Source organism: Nitrospira sp., from assembly GCA_024760545.1.
GTDB lineage: Bacteria > Nitrospirota > Nitrospiria > Nitrospirales > Nitrospiraceae > Nitrospira_D.
Genome location: CP060501.1, coordinates 1,305,355 through 1,322,363 on the forward strand (window position 1 = coordinate 1,305,355; position 17,009 = coordinate 1,322,363).

At 56.9% G+C, this 17,009-nt stretch carries 22 protein-coding genes; 4 read left to right on the top strand and 18 right to left on the bottom strand.

Annotation, left to right across the window (positions count from 1 at the left end; translation table 11 throughout):
• Positions 1-138: 138 nt before the first annotated feature.
• From ccmI to ccmA, 9 genes are read right to left on the bottom strand one after another with little or no spacing between them, the layout of a single operon-like run.
• Positions 139-1,431, bottom strand: coding sequence for a c-type cytochrome biogenesis protein CcmI (ccmI, locus tag H8K03_06200; protein UVT21498.1), 1,293 nt, complete (start codon positions 1,429-1,431; stop codon positions 139-141).
• On the bottom strand, positions 1,428-1,889 hold the full coding sequence (locus tag H8K03_06205) for a cytochrome c-type biogenesis protein CcmH (GenBank protein UVT21499.1): 462 nt from the start codon (positions 1,887-1,889) through the stop codon (positions 1,428-1,430). The genes ccmI and H8K03_06205 overlap by 4 nt, the downstream gene beginning before the upstream one ends.
• Positions 1,886-2,413 carry a DsbE family thiol:disulfide interchange protein gene (locus H8K03_06210; protein ID UVT21500.1) on the bottom strand — a complete coding sequence of 176 codons (528 nt, stop codon included), beginning with the start codon at positions 2,411-2,413 and terminating at the stop codon, positions 1,886-1,888. Before H8K03_06210 ends, H8K03_06205 begins: the two co-directional genes overlap by 4 nt.
• A complete protein-coding gene (locus tag H8K03_06215) occupies positions 2,410-4,401 on the bottom strand; it encodes a heme lyase CcmF/NrfE family subunit (GenBank protein UVT21501.1) in 1,992 nt (663 codons plus the stop codon). The genes H8K03_06210 and H8K03_06215 overlap by 4 nt, the downstream gene beginning before the upstream one ends.
• A complete protein-coding gene (gene ccmE, locus H8K03_06220; GenBank protein UVT21502.1) occupies positions 4,398-4,880 on the bottom strand; it encodes a cytochrome c maturation protein CcmE in 483 nt (160 codons plus the stop codon). Before ccmE ends, H8K03_06215 begins: the two co-directional genes overlap by 4 nt.
• Positions 4,864-5,049 (bottom strand): heme exporter protein CcmD, encoded by a 186-nt coding sequence (gene ccmD / locus H8K03_06225; protein ID UVT21503.1) that lies wholly within the window; start codon positions 5,047-5,049, stop codon positions 4,864-4,866. The genes ccmE and ccmD overlap by 17 nt, the downstream gene beginning before the upstream one ends.
• A complete protein-coding gene (gene ccsA, locus H8K03_06230; protein ID UVT21504.1) occupies positions 5,049-5,810 on the bottom strand; it encodes a cytochrome c biogenesis protein CcsA in 762 nt (253 codons plus the stop codon). The genes ccmD and ccsA overlap by 1 nt, the downstream gene beginning before the upstream one ends.
• A 9-nt stretch (positions 5,811-5,819) precedes the next feature.
• On the bottom strand, positions 5,820-6,503 hold the full coding sequence (gene ccmB / locus H8K03_06235; protein ID UVT21505.1) for a heme exporter protein CcmB: 684 nt from the start codon (positions 6,501-6,503) through the stop codon (positions 5,820-5,822).
• Positions 6,500-7,120 carry a cytochrome c biogenesis heme-transporting ATPase CcmA gene (ccmA, locus tag H8K03_06240; protein ID UVT21506.1) on the bottom strand — a complete coding sequence of 207 codons (621 nt, stop codon included), beginning with the start codon at positions 7,118-7,120 and terminating at the stop codon, positions 6,500-6,502. Before ccmA ends, ccmB begins: the two co-directional genes overlap by 4 nt.
• A 216-nt stretch (positions 7,121-7,336) precedes the next feature.
• Between ccmA and H8K03_06245 the strand changes: the two genes are divergently transcribed.
• Positions 7,337-7,891: a DUF1269 domain-containing protein gene (locus tag H8K03_06245; GenBank protein UVT21507.1), complete on the top strand. Its 555-nt coding sequence runs from the start codon at positions 7,337-7,339 to the stop codon at positions 7,889-7,891.
• Positions 7,892-7,967: 76 nt separating this feature from the next.
• On the opposite strand, the gene H8K03_06250 is transcribed toward H8K03_06245, so the two are convergent.
• From H8K03_06250 to H8K03_06270, 5 genes are all read right to left on the bottom strand, one after another.
• A complete protein-coding gene (locus H8K03_06250; protein ID UVT21508.1) occupies positions 7,968-8,597 on the bottom strand; it encodes a lipocalin family protein in 630 nt (209 codons plus the stop codon).
• Positions 8,598-8,614: 17 nt separating this feature from the next.
• Positions 8,615-9,910 carry a dicarboxylate/amino acid:cation symporter gene (locus H8K03_06255; protein UVT21509.1) on the bottom strand — a complete coding sequence of 432 codons (1,296 nt, stop codon included), beginning with the start codon at positions 9,908-9,910 and terminating at the stop codon, positions 8,615-8,617.
• Positions 9,911-10,017: 107 nt separating this feature from the next.
• The gene (locus H8K03_06260) at positions 10,018-10,506 is read right to left on the bottom strand and encodes a DUF2127 domain-containing protein (GenBank protein UVT21510.1); all 489 of its coding nucleotides are present in this window, start codon (positions 10,504-10,506) and stop codon (positions 10,018-10,020) included.
• A gap of 161 nt (positions 10,507-10,667) precedes the next feature.
• Positions 10,668-11,123, bottom strand: coding sequence for a PIN domain-containing protein (locus H8K03_06265; GenBank protein ID UVT21511.1), 456 nt, complete (start codon positions 11,121-11,123; stop codon positions 10,668-10,670).
• Positions 11,117-11,335, bottom strand: coding sequence for an AbrB/MazE/SpoVT family DNA-binding domain-containing protein (locus H8K03_06270; GenBank protein ID UVT21512.1), 219 nt, complete (start codon positions 11,333-11,335; stop codon positions 11,117-11,119). Before H8K03_06270 ends, H8K03_06265 begins: the two co-directional genes overlap by 7 nt.
• A 207-nt stretch (positions 11,336-11,542) precedes the next feature.
• Here H8K03_06270 and H8K03_06275 point away from each other — a divergent pair, with 207 nt between their 5' ends.
• The 3 genes from H8K03_06275 to H8K03_06285 all read left to right on the top strand — a co-directional run bounded on the left by H8K03_06275 (position 11,543) and on the right by H8K03_06285 (position 13,517).
• Positions 11,543-12,859, top strand: coding sequence for a nucleoside permease nupX (locus tag H8K03_06275; GenBank protein ID UVT22389.1), 1,317 nt, complete (start codon positions 11,543-11,545; stop codon positions 12,857-12,859).
• 188 nt (positions 12,860-13,047) lie between these two features.
• Positions 13,048-13,233: a hypothetical protein gene (locus tag H8K03_06280; GenBank protein ID UVT21513.1), complete on the top strand. Its 186-nt coding sequence runs from the start codon at positions 13,048-13,050 to the stop codon at positions 13,231-13,233.
• On the top strand, positions 13,221-13,517 hold the full coding sequence (locus H8K03_06285) for a type II toxin-antitoxin system RelE/ParE family toxin (protein ID UVT21514.1): 297 nt from the start codon (positions 13,221-13,223) through the stop codon (positions 13,515-13,517). The genes H8K03_06280 and H8K03_06285 overlap by 13 nt, the downstream gene beginning before the upstream one ends.
• A gap of 812 nt (positions 13,518-14,329) precedes the next feature.
• Here H8K03_06285 and H8K03_06290 read toward each other — a convergent pair.
• The 4 genes from H8K03_06290 to H8K03_06305 form a co-directional block, all read right to left on the bottom strand.
• On the bottom strand, positions 14,330-15,226 hold the full coding sequence (locus H8K03_06290; protein UVT21515.1) for a tetratricopeptide repeat protein: 897 nt from the start codon (positions 15,224-15,226) through the stop codon (positions 14,330-14,332).
• A gap of 82 nt (positions 15,227-15,308) precedes the next feature.
• Positions 15,309-15,521, bottom strand: coding sequence for a type II toxin-antitoxin system HicB family antitoxin (locus tag H8K03_06295; GenBank protein ID UVT21516.1), 213 nt, complete (start codon positions 15,519-15,521; stop codon positions 15,309-15,311).
• Positions 15,522-15,531: 10 nt separating this feature from the next.
• Positions 15,532-15,615, bottom strand: a complete 84-nt coding sequence (locus H8K03_06300) for a type II toxin-antitoxin system HicA family toxin (protein ID UVT22390.1) — start codon at positions 15,613-15,615, stop codon at positions 15,532-15,534.
• Positions 15,616-15,715: 100 nt separating this feature from the next.
• Entirely contained in the window at positions 15,716-16,972 is a 1,257-nt protein-coding gene (locus H8K03_06305) for an MFS transporter (GenBank protein UVT21517.1), read from the bottom strand.
• Positions 16,973-17,009: the final 37 nt, after the last annotated feature.

The window sequence follows — 17,009 nt, forward strand, 5'->3', positions numbered from 1 at the left end:
AGAGTTCGTTGTTTCAACTTCCTGAAATGGCGCGAAAATATAGCTTAGGTCCAAACAAACTGTCAAGAGAATTCCTGCAGATATTGACGGACACAGACATCCAACAAATTTCCAATGAATGCACGATCAACATGAAAATTACGGGCGCTCTCGATCGATGACCACGGTGATGTTTTCCGTCCCCGGCTTGATCGGCTGACTCATGCCTTCCAGATCACCGCTCTCAGCCATCGCTTTACCGGATTTCGACAGGCGTGCGACGATCACAACCGTGTCGATGTCGGATAGTTTCCTTGACGGCATGGGGCTGGTGGAATCGTCGAGTCGAAATGTGAACGGTAAATCTTTTTTCGACGCCCGTACGATAGACACCGGCATCGGCGGGCCGGCGACGTCTTTCGCAAACACAAATAAGGTATCCGGAAGAGACGTTTTGCCGGCCAGATTCGGCCCTAACACAACCTTGCCCGTAATCGCGCGAGACTGTCCGGATTGCGCCGCAGGCTTGGCGGGCTTCGTCTGTTCCATTGGAGGATTAGCAACCAACATGTTCATACTGGGACCGCCACCGAGACGGCGTTTAGCTTCGGCAATACTGGCTTTTAGTTGTTCGGATGACTCCTGATCATCGGGAGGAAGATACGTATGCGCAACCTCCCACTCCTTGGCGGCACGCGCAAAATCTTTTCGGTTGTACGCGATCGTCCCCGACAACATGAGCGCCTTCACGTTGTGCGGATCGAGCTTCAACGCCTTTTGAATCAAGGTTTCCGGTCTTCCGTCCAGTTTGCGCCCTTGATGAACACCGAGCGCATCGGCGTAGTCGGCCAGGAGACTCGCGTTATTGGGATCGAGCTTCGTCGCCTTCTCAAAGATCGGCACCGCATCGGCGTACCGTTCCATGGCCATATAGGATCGCGCTAAGAGCCCCCACCCTACTGCATCATTCGGATTCTGCTCGAGCCTCTTTCTCAACTGCTCGATCAGCGAATTGAGACTATCCGCCATCTGAGGATCATCGCCAGGGCCGCCTTGTGAAGCCATCGTGGGAACCGCCGGGTGCGTCATCGCGGCAGGATTGCCCAATGTCCAATAGAGCACGCCGCTGGCAGCCGGAATGAGCATACCCAGCAGGAGGGCGACGAACCGAAGATTCAACACACCTCCGGTGGGTCCGGCCGGCGCTTCCATTGCGCCCGTCTCTTCCAATACACGGCGATCCAGTTCACTTCGCGCCGTTCGATACTGTTCCTCCGTCAACAAACCGTTGGCGCGATCCTGCTCCAATTCTGAGAATTGCTGCCGGTAAATGGGCAAGGTTTTTTCTTGTTCACTGGTCGAGGCAGACGGACGTTTCAACAACGGTCTCAAGAGAAGCGCCAGGACGCATAGAGTCATGGCCGAGACGATAAACCAGAATGTAGCGGTCATGAGCGCTTGCCTCCTTCTGACAATAGTTGTTCGACTCGTCGATGCTCTTCGTCCGTCACCGGCACATCGATTACCTTGGTCGAACGACGCCGCAGACTCACGACGAGCGCCGTTGCGCCGATAGCCAATAAGACAAACGGTCCCACCCAGAGGAGCGAGGTCGTCGCCTTGAGCGGCGGCCGATAGAGCACGAAATCTCCATAACGCGCGACGAGAAAATCGATGATCTCCTTGTCGCTCATGTCTTTGGCGATCATTTCCCGCACTTCACGGCGGAGGTCTTCTGCCAGCGGCGCATTGGAATCGGCCAGTGTTTGATTCTGGCAGACCAAACATCGAAGTTCGACGGCGAGATGTTTCAGCCGGGCTTCAGCGACAGGATCGTCGGCCAATGGCCGAGCTTCTCCGGCCCACGCCGGCACGGAGACAAGCACCATGATGAACGCCAACCAGATCATTGCGATTCCAACTGCTTCACGAGTGGGATAATTTTCTTGGCCACCGTGTCGGTATCCAAGGGTCCGATCTGCTTATAGCGGATCATGCCCTGCTTGTCGATGACGTAGGTCTCCGGAACCCCGTACACTCCGTAATTGATGCCGACTCGTCCCGCATCATCTACGCCGACGATCGGATAGGGGTTTCCCCAACGCTGCAACCAGGTCAAGGCTTCTTCCCGTCGATCCTTGTAATCCATGCCATAAATCGGGACCTCACCGGACCTGGCCAATTCCATTAATACCGGGTGTTCGGTCTTACAGCCGCTGCACCATGAGGCCCAGAAATTCAGCAACCAGACCTTGCCTTTCATATCTGCCGGTGAAAACACCTGTTCTTGATTGTACAGCTGAGGCTGAGAGAAATCCGGCGCAGCCTTTCCGATCAATGGCGAGGGAATCTCTCGTGGATTGAGCGTCAGTCCGATACCCAGAAAACCGACGACCACGACGAAGATAGACAAGGGCAGGAGAAACCGATTCATGCCACTTTTCGCCTAGCCGGACGTGTCGAAGCAGGCACGGCCGGCTCTTGTCGGCGCCAGGCAAGTCGGTACCGGCGATCACTGACGGCCAGCACGCCGCCCAACGCCATGATCAGACATCCGCCCCAAATCCAATCTACAAACGGCTTGTGGTAGAGCCGCACGCTCCAGGCTCCATCATCGAGCGGTTCGCCTAAGGAAACATAGAGGTCACGCAGCAGCCCCGGATCGATGGCGGCCTCGGTCATGATTTGATTCTGAACGGGGTAACGCCGCTTCTCCGGATACAAGACCGCGGCTTCGCGACCATCCAGACTCACACGGAAGGTGCCACGCGCCGCCGTATAGTTCGGACCCATGACGTCTTGCGCGCCATCGAACCGGAACGTATAGCCACCGATGGTCGCCGTCTCCCCCACGTTCATCCGTACATCTTTTTCAGTTTCGAATCCCTTCACCATCGTGACGCCGACGACAAAGACCGCAATGCCACAATGCGCCACGAGCATGCCCCAGTACGATCGGGGCACCGCAGCCAGACGACCGGTGAGACCTTGGCCATCGACGTGGGTCAATCGCTCGCGCAAACCGACTAGAGCGGTCGTCACGATCCAAATCGCGAGCAGAAGACCGAGACTCAGCAAAGGAGTCCAGGTTCCGATGACAAACGGTAAGGCAATCGCCGTCGCAATGCTCACACCGAAAGCCCAACGCAACCGCTTGGCCAAATCAGGTAAGTCGGTCTTCTTCCATTGGGCCAGCGGACCGACTCCCATTAAGAAGAGCGCCGGCGCCATCAACGGAACGAATACCGAGTCGAAATACGGCGGCCCGACGGAAATTTTCCCAAGGTCCAATGCATCCAGAAACAACGGATACAAGGTCCCCAGCAAGACCGAGCCCATGGCCGCGACCAGCAACACATTGTTGGCCAACAGCATCCCTTCTCTGGAGGCTATCGCGAAACTCCCACCCAATCCCACACGCGGAGCCCGCCACGCGTAGAGGATCAACGACCCCCCGATGACGATGGCCAAAAAGGCGAGGATGAAGAGACCTCGTTTTGGATCGGTGGCAAATGCGTGGACGGAGGTCAAGACACCGGAGCGTACGAGAAACGTTCCAAGGAGGCTTAAAGAAAATGCCATAATGGCAAGAAGCACGGTCCACACCTTGAATCCACCTCGTTTGTCTGTCACTGCCAGCGAATGGACCAGGGCCGTACCGGCCAGCCAGGGCATGAATGAGGCGTTTTCAACCGGGTCCCAGAACCACCACCCTCCCCATCCCAACTCGTAATAGGCCCAGCCGCTTCCCATCGCGATTCCGACGGTCAGAAAACACCACGCGACAGTGGTCCACGGCCGAGACCAGCGCGCCCAGGCCGCATCAAGGTTGCCTCCTAATAACGCGGCGATCGCGAATGCAAAGGCTACCGAGAAACCGACATATCCCATGTAGAGCATCGGCGGATGGATGACCATGCCAGGGTCTTGCAAGAGGGGATTCAGGTCACGTCCATCCGGAGCGGCAGGAATCAACCGTTCGAATGGATTCGAAACCGACAACATGAACAGGAGAAATCCCAAGCTGACCAGGCCCATGACCCCGAGAATGCGCGAGCGCATCGTTTCGGGAAGATGCGCGGAGAAGAGCGTGACCGCGAACATCCAGACGGTCAGGATGAGAGTCCACAACAGAAGCGACCCTTCATGAGCGCCCCAAATGGCCGCGAGACGATAATGCAGCGGGAGTTGGGAATTCGACGTCGACGCGACATACAACACCGAGAAATCTTTATCGGCAAACGCATACCCAAGACAGCAAAATGCCGTTAAGACCAAAAGAAACTGTCCGCGCGCCGCAGGCTTGGCGATAGACATGAGGGCCGAGTTCCCGATTGCGGCACCATAGATGGGGAGAGTGCCCTGCACCACGGCGACGCAGAGCGCAAGGATCAAGGCAAAATGACCGATTTCAGGGATCATAGCGAATCTTTCCTACCTTGAGGAACAACGAGTGACTTGCTTTGCTGCGCCCCGGAGGCCTTCGCCTTCGCCAGCGCTTCCGCCGCTTCCGGAGGCATGTAATTTTCATCGTGTTTCGCCAGGACTTCACTGGCGACGAAGGTACCGTCGGCGACCAACTGCCCCTGCGCCACCGCACCCTTCCCTTCCTTGAAGAGGTCCGGCAGAATCCCTTTATACGTGACGGGCACACGCTTCGCCGTGTCCGTCACGATGAAATGGACCGTGAGGCCGTCGTTGTCGCGGACGAGACTCCCGTCTTCAACCATCCCCCCGATCCGGAAACTGCGCCCTTTCGGCGCTTCACCGCCGACGACTTGAGTGGGCGTGAAAAAGAACACAAGGTTGCTCTGAAATGCGTTCAAGACCAGCACGGTCGCCACGCCCAAGACCAGCAGCCCCAGCCCGATAAAGGCGAAGCGTTTATGCCGCGGTTTCATCGGTGCCTCCTAACAACATCGCGCGCTGTTCAGCCCGCGCAGCAGCCCGTCGGCGCCACAGGGCCAGCACTTCCCACACCATACACAACGCCGTGGCGATGAACGACGTCCACACATAGAGCCCATAACCCCCCATCGCAAAGAATTCCGACGCGCTGCCCCACTGCATCAGCGAGCCTCCACCACATTCTGGATCACGGCCGGTTTTTCTTCCCACACGGGTTGCGATTCCCGCTCGACCACGATACATCGCGCCCGCGCGAGGATCACCGCGATGCTGTACATCCAGAACGCCACCGTCATGATCAGCATCGCCATCAGCATGGTTGCGGCCATTTTCGACCCGGTGGACATGCTGACCGATGCGCCTTGATGCAAGGTATTCCACCACTGGACGGAAAAATAGATGATTGGAACATTGACGACCCCGACCAGCGCGAACACCGCGCTCGAACGGTCCGCACGGCGCAGATCATCGATCGACGTCCGTAAGAGCATGACTCCCGCGTACTGGAACAAGAGGATCAGTTCCGAGGTCAATCTGGCATCCCATACCCACCAGGCTCCCCACGTCGGCTTGCCCCACATCGCCCCGGTCAGCAATGCCAAAAACGTAAACATCGCCCCGGTGGGAGCGATCGCCTGAGCCATCATGAAGGAAAGACGTGCATTGAGCCCCAGCCCGATGCCGGCCCATACCGCCATGACGACATACAGGAACATGGACATCCAGGCGGCGGGGACATGGACGAAGATGATCCGATACGAATCGCCCTGTTGAAAATCGGTCGGGGCGACGAAGAATCCCAGATAAAGCCCGATCCCCATCAGGGCAACCGCCACGCACGCGAACCATGGAATGAGACGGCCGGCCAGGGGATAAAAAGCCTGCGGTGATGAATACTTCAGCCAGTTGATGCCGGTACTCATGAAACGGTTTTACTCCAACGCAATGCGCAAGGCTGCCGCGGTGGCCCAGGGTGCCAAAAAGAGAGACAACACCAGACAGGCCCCGAGTAGCGACAGATTTGCTTCGCCGCCGATACCGGCCATGCTGCTGGTGACGGCGCCGGCCCCAAAAATCAACACTGGAACGTAGAGTGGAAGCACCAGGAGGGCAACCAGTAGACCACTCCCCCGCACGCCAAGCACCAACGCGGCGCCGATCGCACCAATCATACTCAACGTGGGCGTCCCAAGCAAGAGCGACATCACGAGAACTCCCAATGCTTCCCCGCTCAAGCCGAACTGAAGACCGAGGAGGGGTGAAAGCAGTACGACGGGCAGACCGGAGATCAGCCAATGCGCAAGGACCTTTCCTGCCACCAAGACCGCCAGAGGCTGGGGCACGAGGAGCATCTGTTCAAGGGCGCCGTCCAAGTAATCCGCGGTAAACACCCGTCCTAACGACAAGAGGCAGGCCAACAAGGCCGCCACCCACAAGACGCCGGCACCGATCGTCCTCAGGACCGCCGGTTCCGGCCCGACGCCCAATGGGAACAGGCTGACCACAATGACCAAGAAAAAGACCGACATCGCCGCGTCCGAACGTCGGCGCATGGCCAGAAGCAGATCCCGCCGGACGACTCCGCCGACAGCTTCCCACATGCTGGAGCGATTCATCCGGTCAGCCTCAGTCGTTGCACTGTCTCGGCCGGCAGCGCGACCTCTTGGTGCGTCACCACGACCGCCAGCCCGCCTCGTTGCAGATGTGCGTGCAAACGTTGCGTGACGACACTCGTTGCCGCTGTATCGAGCGACGTGAAGGGCTCATCCAACAGCCATAGCGGACGCGTGGATAACCAGAGCCGCGCCAGGGCAACCCGGCGCTTCTGTCCTTGTGAAAGCACTTTAGACGGCAAGGAATGAATCTGTCGCTTCAAACCGATCGACTCCAAGGCTTCCTGTGCTTTGGCGCCTGAACATGGTTCACCAGCCAGCGACATGGAACTCGTCAGATTTTCAAGCGGCGTGAGATCGTCCTTGATGCCATTGAGATGCCCGATATAGGTCAGTTGGCCCGCATATAATTCTTTCAGCTGATGGATATCCTGCCCTTCCCAGAGAATCGAGCCTTGCTCGGGAGGCAAGAGACTGGAGAAGATACGGAGCAGACTGGTTTTCCCACTGCCATTCTCACCCACCACGGCCAATAGGGTCCCAGGCTCGACCTTCACATTGAGGTCGGAAAAAAGCCGACGCGATCCTCGACTGCAACCAAGTGCAACAGCTTGTAACATAAGAAGCTACTCGATGAGAAAGCGTCGAGAGTAAGGGAACAGAGCGTGGAAAAACAAGGGGCCAGGATAGGCTTGGCCGCTACCCCGTTCAGGGCACGGCTGGAAAACCCACCTTGCTCTGAGAGTAATCCAACTGTTATCTAATTCATGCGCCACAAGGTTGACCGTCTGTCTCAATGAAACGTGTCTGCTCACATAGAATAAAGGAGAGCGATCATGAGTGAACTGGTCTGCATCGCGTTTAAAGACTCCAGCACGGCCGATCGGGTGCTGAACGAACTGCGTGCGTTGGAAACAGAATATGTCCTCGATCTGGAAGACGCCGTCATTGTCGTCCGCGACACGGATGGAAAAGTCCACCTGAAGCAGTGCGTCGATGTGTTCGGAGGTGCCACCAGACATGGAGTGGCCATGGGAGTGTTATGGGGAGGATTGATGGGGCTGCTCTTCATGAATCCCTTGGCGGGTCTGTTAGGCAGCATCGCCGGAGGCGCAGGGGGTGGCGCCATGACCACCGCTGCCAGTGAATTCGGGCTCCTCAGCGATTACGGAATCCCCGACAACTTCATCAAGGACTTGGGCAGCACGATCACGCGAGGCACCTCGGCAATCTTCCTGCTGATCCGGAGCGTTGACCAAGACAAACTGTTGGCCGGAATCTCAAACTATGAGGGAACCATCCTCAAGACATCGCTCAGCAAAGAGCAGGAAGAAAAGCTGCGCGTGGCCCTCACACACCACCACGATCAAAAAACAATCAGCAAAGGGTAGTGGAAGGCTCGGGGAATTGGGCAGGGAGTGTGATTTTCGGGTAATTGATTATAAGACTGGATCACCGCCATGTGGGTTAAGATGATGGGCTGGGGCGCTGGTCACGGATAAGACGCTCGACGGGATAGCCGAACCTTCGCGCCAGTTGCACGAGCTTCCGGTAGTTGTCGTCGTCGATTCTCGGCGCACGGGCTAGAATCCACATATATCGACGATCAGGCGTACCCACCAACGCGGTGCGATACTCGGGATCGAGATCGAGAATCCAGTAATTCCCCTCGCGGGACGATCCAAACAGCCGCGCAAACCAGTTGTCGAATACCACCATGAGCCGTGCATTCGTCTGGGTATCCACCACGGTTGCTACACCCTCCGCCGTGTCCAGCCTGCCGCCGTCGGTGACGCATTCGTTGTGCACCCCAACCCGTCCATCCGATCGAACCGTGTAGACCGCTTTTGAATCCACGCAATGTCGTTGGAACCACATCGGTAACCGCGCGATCTCATACCACGTTCCGGCATAACGACCCAGATCGACTGAAGGCACCGTGTGGAGACTTTCTTCCGACTCAATTCCTGCGCAACCGCCGAGCAACCCGTTCAGCAGCACAACAATGAACCAGAGGTTTACGCGTGAACTCGTCTGATTGCAGAACCGCACGGTTACCTCACAAGGATGTGCTCCGGAACAACTCGGTAAAGACATAACCGGGTCGCAATGATTTAAGTCGCGTCAGACCGGAACTGTGTTTCGCTCCTCTGCTTGCCGTCTAAGAGACAGCTGACGTTCATATCTCCCATAACATTGATCGCAGTGCGACAGCGATCGAGAAACCAATCCACTGTCAGCAGCACAGGAATGTATTCCACGGGGAGACCGACGGCAGTAAAGACCATGGTCATGGTCACCAACCCCGCTTCCGGGATGCCGGCGGCGCCTACTGAAGCGATGATACTCGTGAGGACGACCATCAGCTGCTGCTGAACGCTTAGATCCATCCCGATCATCTGCGCGATGAAGAGGGCCGCCATCGCCTCGTACAGCGCCGTGCCGTCGTTGTTGAAATTCGCGCCGACCAGCGCGCCCATGCTGGCGGACTGCTCGCGTAATCCCACGCGATCTTTGAGCGCGGCATACGTCACCGGCATCGTCGCCGTCGAACTGGCCGTGGAAAAGGCCATGACCAGCGCATCGCGGCCGCCGCGCAACAACGCCCCGGGAGACACCCACGACCCGAAGCGTACGCGAACGAGGTAATACGTCGCCTGGATCGCCAGCGCGAGCAACACGCTGAGCACGAAGATGCCAAGCGCCTTGAACGGCGCGAAGCCCTCCGTTCCCACGATGCTGGCCACGATGCCGAAGACGGCGAACGGCACGAGCGCGATGATCCAATGCAAAATCTTGATCAGCGATTCCAGGAAGAGTTCAACCAGGTGCCCTACCGTGCCGAGGGGACGGTGGCGTTCCTTGCGCAAGGCCATCCCAAACGCCACGGCAATGAAGATGACCCCGATCACCTTGCCGTCGTCGGCGAGCGGCCCGAGCAGACTCTTGGGCACGTTCTCCAAGAAGGTCGCCAGCGGATTGGCAGCCTTGGCGGTTTCCTCATGCGGGGCCGGCGGCGTAATACCTGCCCCATGCCCGGGTTGAATCACGTTGGCAACTGTCAGCCCAACGGTAATGGCGACCAACGTATTCAGTAACAACAAGCGGGGAAGGCGAGCCGCGAGTGGACCGCCGAGGTGAGTCGTCATGAACGTGTGCACAATCGCCGCAAGAATCAGCGCCGGCGCGAGCGCGCCAAGCAGGCGTAAGACAAGCCTGCCGGGCACCGCGAGAACAGCCGCCTCGCTCCCCAGCGCCAGGCCCGCTATCACGCCGAGCACCAAGGCCATCACAATGCGCGCATAGAGCGGAATGCTCTCCCACCGCGCAATTAGGCCATTGCTCGGCGTAGTGGTCGATGGTTCTACCGAGGTCTGTTCATCCACTCGCTGGAAATCCCTTTCTTCCATCCATGGTCGCGAGACGAGAAGAGATCGCCGAATGTATCACAAGGGGGGTGACCGATGAGTTTCGATGAACCGTGCGAGGAAGATGGTGAGCGCAGTCGGCTCACTTGTCACCTTCCTAGAGATTGTTGACCCTCCGGTTGGAAAGTATGCTGTTTCAATTGGACGATAAGATAGAGCACGATGACCAGATTCAGCAGCAGCACACCGACGCGAAGCACCGACACCCGGTCGAGCACTTCGTAGAGCTCGAACGGCAACAGCAGACTCGTCGAGATGACCGTCAGATACGCGGCCCAAGAGCGCTCCAGCCACAGCCCGACTCCTTCCAACAACAGCATCGCTGCATAACCCAGACTGACAAGTCCGGCCATGAGGACGCTGTGCGGCTGCAACGCATCGACTTTCAGCACCAGCGCATGAATGATCCGTGAGTCGGCATTCAAATGCAGCGCTTCGATCAAACGCGAGAACAGCGTCGCAATCTCCGCATGCATTAATTTCAATAAGCCCAACCCAACGACGACCAACAGCACGCCCTTCACGAGCTTGAACACGGCGATCGCGGCGAGACCGGTCTGGTGAAAGCGCGTCGTCATCGAGTGAAGAGAAGACTATCTCCCAAGAAGAGAAAGCAACTATGGTGGACGGTACCGTTGTAGGCCTCGGATGTGAAGCGACTGAAGGATTGAATGGCCAGGAAATACTCCCAACCCTTTTTCATTCGCCTCCGTCGCGTCACGTAAGAAAAATGGTGAGACTAAACCAGGTCATCCACAATGATGCACTCAATCTCTTTGACGCGCTGTAATCCACGATCATTCCCGTAAAAACGCGCGGCTTTGTGGCCGATGGCAGTCGCCAGTTGTATGGCATCAGGCGTGCTGAGACGGTAGTTGGCACGCAACTCAGCCGCTCGATCAGCCAGATTCATCGTCAACGGGACCCACTCGATCTTGGGGTAGGTGCTGGTCAGGGCAAAAATCTTTTGTGCCAATTCATCCTTCTGGCCACGATAGGGCTGAACCAACAGTTCCAGAAGCGTCACCGTCGAAGTGACTGCGGCATTCTGCCCCCGTTCGATCAATTCAAACAAGGCAGCACACCAGGCTCCATATCGTGGGTGGTCTTCGAGAAGATAAATGAAAACATTGGTATCGAGACCGATGCGTTGTCGTTGGACAGGAAGGCCTTGAGATGAGAAAGGCCCTACCACGACCGGCGCTCTCGTTTCAGGTAGTCAGCAGGATAGGTTCCCTTCGCTAGCCCCTGTAAAACCTTTGAATACCGTTTAGGCTTTGGCATGACAAGTGTCAGATCATCTTTCACAACCACCAGCAATTCATCGCCACCCTTGACGCCCATCGCTTGTCGGGCTTCTTTCGGAATAACAATTTGATTCTTGCTGCTGAGCTTCTGAACAGCCACGGAACACCTCCTTCACAAGGCTTTACATTACCATACTAAAGTAAAGCGCAGCAACGGACCGGCATGAATAGGCACTTGAGCATAAGGTCAGAGATCAGACACATCTGTCTTTTGTCTGTGTGATGGCACGCTCCTATTTTATTTCTTGACGGCAGCCGACCCTCAGCGTAGCCTCCGCCGGGCCTTCATCGGAAGGAGGACATGACGGTGGAGGAATGGCCGTATCGCCTGCTGGCGTGTATTGGATTCATGACGATCGCATTGCTGGCTTGGCTGACGGGGAAGCGCAGTCGACCGAACTGGACGACGATTGGCGGCAGCGCGGTCTTAGCCTGGGGACTCGGCATCGTGTCCTTTTGGTTTCCAGGCTCCCGCTGGTTCTGGAGCATCATTAACGATATGGTGGTCGCGGTGCTCCACGCCTCGCACAAGGGCACACTCTTCCTACTCGGTCCGCTCGCGCTCGACCCAGGCCAGAGACTCCCAGATGGGACAGTCTCAGTGGGCTTTATCCTAGCTGCGCAAGCGCTGCCGGCGGTCGTGTTCTTTGCCGCATTGATGGCAGGTCTGTACTATTTGGGCGTCATGCAAGCGATCGTGGGTCTGTTTGCCCGGCTCTTTTACCGGACCATGGGCTTATCGGGAGCCGAGTCTCTGTCCGGCGCAGCGAATATCTTCGTCGGCATCGAGGCGGGCTTGATTGTTCGTCCCTACCTCACAGCCATGACGCAATCGGAACTGCTCTTGGTGCTGACGTGCATGATGGCGACCGTGGCGAGCACGGTCATGGGCATCTACGTGTCGGCTCTGCAGCATGTGGTGCCTCAGATCGCAGGGCATTTGATTTCTGCGTCGGTGATTTCTATTCCTTGTGCGGTTCTCATCAGTAAACTCACGTGGCCCGAAGATGGACAGCCCGTGACGTTGGGCGGCGTGCCTGCGGTTCCCACCGACCCGAACCCATCGCCTTTATCCAACGGTGAAACAATCCAGCCGCCCTCCAACCTCATTGTCGCCTTGATCGACGGGGCGGGGCAGGGAATGAAAATGGCGGTCGGCATTGCCGCGTTGCTGATCGTGTTTCTTGGATTGGAAGCGTTGGTAGATTTGGCGCTGGCCCAGCTTCCTGCGATCGGAGGAGTGCCTCTCTCCGCCACACGGGTCCTCGCCTGGCTGACCTGGCCATTCGCCGTTCTCCTCGGTCTCCGTCCGGAGGAATGGCAGATCGGCGCGGACTTGCTGGGGTCGCGGTTTATCGAGACGGAAGTCGCGGCCTATTTCAAGTTGGCCGCGGTGCAATCCGCGTCTCCGCCGCCGCTCTCTCCACGGTCCCTCACAGCCATGACCTATGCCCTCTGCGGATTCGTGCATGTGGCGAGCATGGGCATCTTTGTCGGCGGCATCTCCGCCTTGGTGCCGCATAGGGCAAAAGATATCTCGGTCCTCGGGCTGCGCGCCTTGTGGACCGCCTATTTGACGACGTTGCTGACCGGTTGTATTGCCGGAGTCCTCGCCTCTTCCTAGAAAGCGGCGCTCACCGATCCCTCTCTCCATCCCACAGGATGAACCCTTCTTACGTAAGCCCCCGCTCTCACCGCACCAACGCATGAATGATCCGAGAACATGAGGCCTAGTCGCTTGTAAAACGGGAGGCTTACCGCTATCCTTGTAACTGTCGACAGTAGAAATCGACGTCTCTCTAAGAGGTGATCATGCCCTCCGCAAAAGAACAGATCGCCAAGATCCTTCAAGATCAGCCGGATGACAGCTCCTATGATGAGCTTCTACGAGAATTAGCGTTCGCAAGAATGATCGATAGAGGACTTGCTGACTCTGACGCAGGAAAGACAGTCAGCCATGACGAGATGGGACGACGCATCAAGACATGGCAGAGCTGACATGGACCGCCGAAGCCGAACGATGGCTGCGTGACATTTACGACTACATCGCACTTGATAATCCATCCGCTGCCGCCCAAACTATCGAAACCATCTATCTGAAAGCCGAAATCCTTCGAGAATTTCCAGAATCAGGATACCGCTACTGGCAGAAGCCAGACCGACACATCCGTATTCTGCTTCACGGACATTATCGTATCGCTTACCTGATCAAGAACTCAGACGCGATTGACATCATCGGCGTCTTCCATGGAGCACTCAATATCGACCGGTATTTACTCTAGGACCCGCACCGAACAGCCTGCGCCCCGCCATGAGGACACTGTGCGGATGCAAGGCCTCTACTTTCAGCCCCAGCGCATGAATAATCCGAGAATCGGCATTCAGATGCAGCGCTTCAATCAAACGCGAGAATAGTGTCGCAATCTCGGCATGCACTATCTTTGGCACCAGCTTGGCCCCAGTCAATGATGTCGTACGCCTTTCCGGCAAGCAGATGGAAAAGCTGAGAGGGTGAAGCTGAAGGAGGTAGGGTAATCTGCCTTATTACGCTAGATGCCCCAATCAGGCACAAGACCTTCAGATTGTGCCCACCGTTTACCCTTTTCAGAGATGCGGAACCGGTCTCGGTGTTTGGGTATGCTTGGCCAAGGGACGATATACCCCAGACTCAAAAGCTGCGAATACCCCTTCTATGAGTGCAACTTTTAACGGATTCCTTTCTCCCAGCCCTTGCCATGCTGCATTGAAATCATCAGTGGGTTCAAAAGTATGTCCGAGGCGAGAAAGTTCTCTCACTGTCCCTGTCATCCATTCACCGAAGGATATTTCGTCTGGCGCACCAAAAGAATTTAGGGTGTTGCGCATAGCACCAAGAACGGAACCGAGGGGAATAGCTGATGCTGGAGGGTGTGACATGGAGGCAGAGCAAGAGGATAAATTGCGACAAAGCAACGACGACCGTAAGCTCAGGCAGTCCGCTGAGTCTTAATCAGCGGACGCAACTTATCTGTGGTTCTGCCTGCTTTGCGGTCTACTGCACAATATAGTAGTGCCGAGAAACATCGTTGGCCCAAGAATTCCCTTACCATCCCATTCAACACTTCGAACTATCCATCCGGCAGGCTTCGGCGCGGCTGTCGAATCCTGAATTCCTGAGGCTGTCGATGACCCGTTGCTGCCGTTCCATTTCTTGATCGTAGGGCGTTTTCCCGCCGCCGCCTGAATCGTACCCGCCGCCCCCTCCTCTTCGCGGCTGCCTCGCAGACAGCACTTTGTTCACTTCCGTTTCATAGTATCCGCGCGTTTGGGGATCGGGATCCTTCTGGTAACAGGTATTCAGAAATTGCCGGCCTTCCTGATCGTGGCCAAGGGCATAGTGGGCGAAGCCGACGTTACAGTAGGCGTTGGGTGTGTCCGGATCGAGTTTCAGGACGATTTCTGAATCCTGGAGCGCCTGTTGATACTGTTCGAGATGACTATAGGCTTGGGCGCGGTAGAGATGGGCGCCGACGTGGTCGGCATCGAGCTTGATCGCTTCGGTGAAATCGTTCAGCGCCTCTCGGTGCTTCGCTCCTCGAAACTCCCGCAGATAGGTGAGCCCTCGTCCATAATAGGCCTCGGCGGTGGGACGGAGGGTGATCGCAGCGCTGTAATCTTGAAGGGCCTGTGGAATTTGGCCGAGCATCTTCAAGGATTTTCCGCGCACAAGATGGGCCTCAGCCTGCTTCGGCTCGCGCCGGAGAACGTCACTCGCATCCTGAGCGGCCTGGACGTAGTTTCCAAGGAAATACTGGCAGCGGGCACGGGCAAGGAGCGCCGGGGTGTTGTCCCGATTCTTACTGAGCAGGGCACTGAGGGATTGAAGTGCTTGCGGGTTCCCGGCAGCATTGGCTTCGCAATGCGGCGCACTGAAGGACTCACCACAGGCCGCAATGAAACTCACGCCGATCAGTGCAACTGTCAGACATGCGACTCGACCGACTCCCCTCATGCGCCCTCCCAGAACCGGCGCATTATCGAATGTGCAGGAAACGGCGTCAAGAATGAGGGTCGGAAGCGGAGGCAGTGACCTGTTAGGCAGAGACTTCGATGTACTCCACTTGGCTGCTGGGTGGAGGAATGGGTAGGCTGTCGGCACGAAGGCCTTCCAGATGGAATTCGATAGCCTCGCGGATCATGGTTTCAGTTTCTTCAATCGTCGCTCCAGTTGCCACGCATCCAGGCAAGTCCGGCACATAGGCGGCATAGTTCTGAGGAGCTTTTTCGATCACAATCGCATAGCGCATGATAAGTCCTCTACTTCTTCCACCCAGCTTGCTTGAAGATACTGTTCAACGTTCCAGGCGGTAAATCGTCGCTCGGCTTGCCTGCGACCGTCACCTATATATCACGGGCAGACATGAGCCAGGAGAGTAAATGCAGGCTATTGCCGCTCAGCTTCGGAATTCGGATTGAGGGGATGTAATGAACGGAAGACGCACTACCCGACTGAAAGGTGCTCTTCCTCGACACGTCGGCGAAACCACACGCTGGATGTCGCGAGGGCAAGCAGGACTGCGCCGATGCCGACCAGACTTACGGACTCGCTGGATATGTCGATGAGCCAACCGAAGAAGGTCATGCCCGCCATAGATGTGGCCGTGGCAATCGCCGTGTAGAGCGCCATGACCCGCCCCACCATGTGGGCGGGCGAGATTTCCTGGATGATCCCCCAAGCGATCGGTGTCCAGGTCCCCAACCCCATACCGACCAACACCACGAGCAGGGTGGCCACCACGATGTTCGAAGTCCAGACCAGCGCGCACAACGCTAACCCCCCGACGACACTCGACCACGTGATGATCGAGATCCGGCGCCGAAGATCCCATTCGGTGAACCTCACGAGACAGAGCGATATGAGGAGGAAGCCCACGCCGAGCCAAGACCAGAGGTATCCCACCTCTATCGGACCGAGTGAAAGGAGCGCCTTTCCGAACACCGGAAACAGTGTGGTGAATGCTCCGCTGCCAAACGTATAGAGCGAGGCCAATAGGATCAACACCAGAATGGTGCGCCGAGATATCAACGTATAGCGAATACCGTCGAACAGATCCTGAATCGCCGTGGTTCGCGGTCTCGCCGACGGAGCAGTCGTCATCCCTGCTGAAAGTCGAAGAGGGAACAGGAATGCCGCGGACGCCAGATAGGTCACCGCATTGAGACAGAGCACATCCTGAGACCCGGTAAAGGCTATCCCCAGTCCGCTGATGACCGGGCCGATGACGATGCCGAGGCTCGTCGTGCCTTGGAGGAGGGCATTGGCAGCGGTCAACTGTTCTTTCTTCACCATGAGCGGCACCGACGAGGACAGTGTCGGCACGAACATGGCAGTGGCAATCCCGTAAAGGAACGTCAGCACATAGAGCGATTGGATCGTAAACGATTCGACAGATACCCAACAGGGGATCAAGCCGATCAAGAGGGCTCTGGCCAGGTCGCTGCCGATCAGGATGGCCTTCTTGGGCAATCGATCGACCACCACGCCGATCACGGGTCCGAAGACGATCGGAGGCAATGTTTGCATGAGGCCGATGACCGTGGTCTTCAGCGCCGACCCGGTGATGGAATAGACAAACCACAGGAGAGCCAACTTGCTGACACCGTCGGCCACCTGCGACAGTACCTGGCTCCACCACACCAGACTGAAATCACGCGTGAGGAGCCATTGTCTGCGACGGATGATTGAACGTTCCGTCATACAAGACTTCTCTTCCTCCTGATCAATCGTAAAGGTT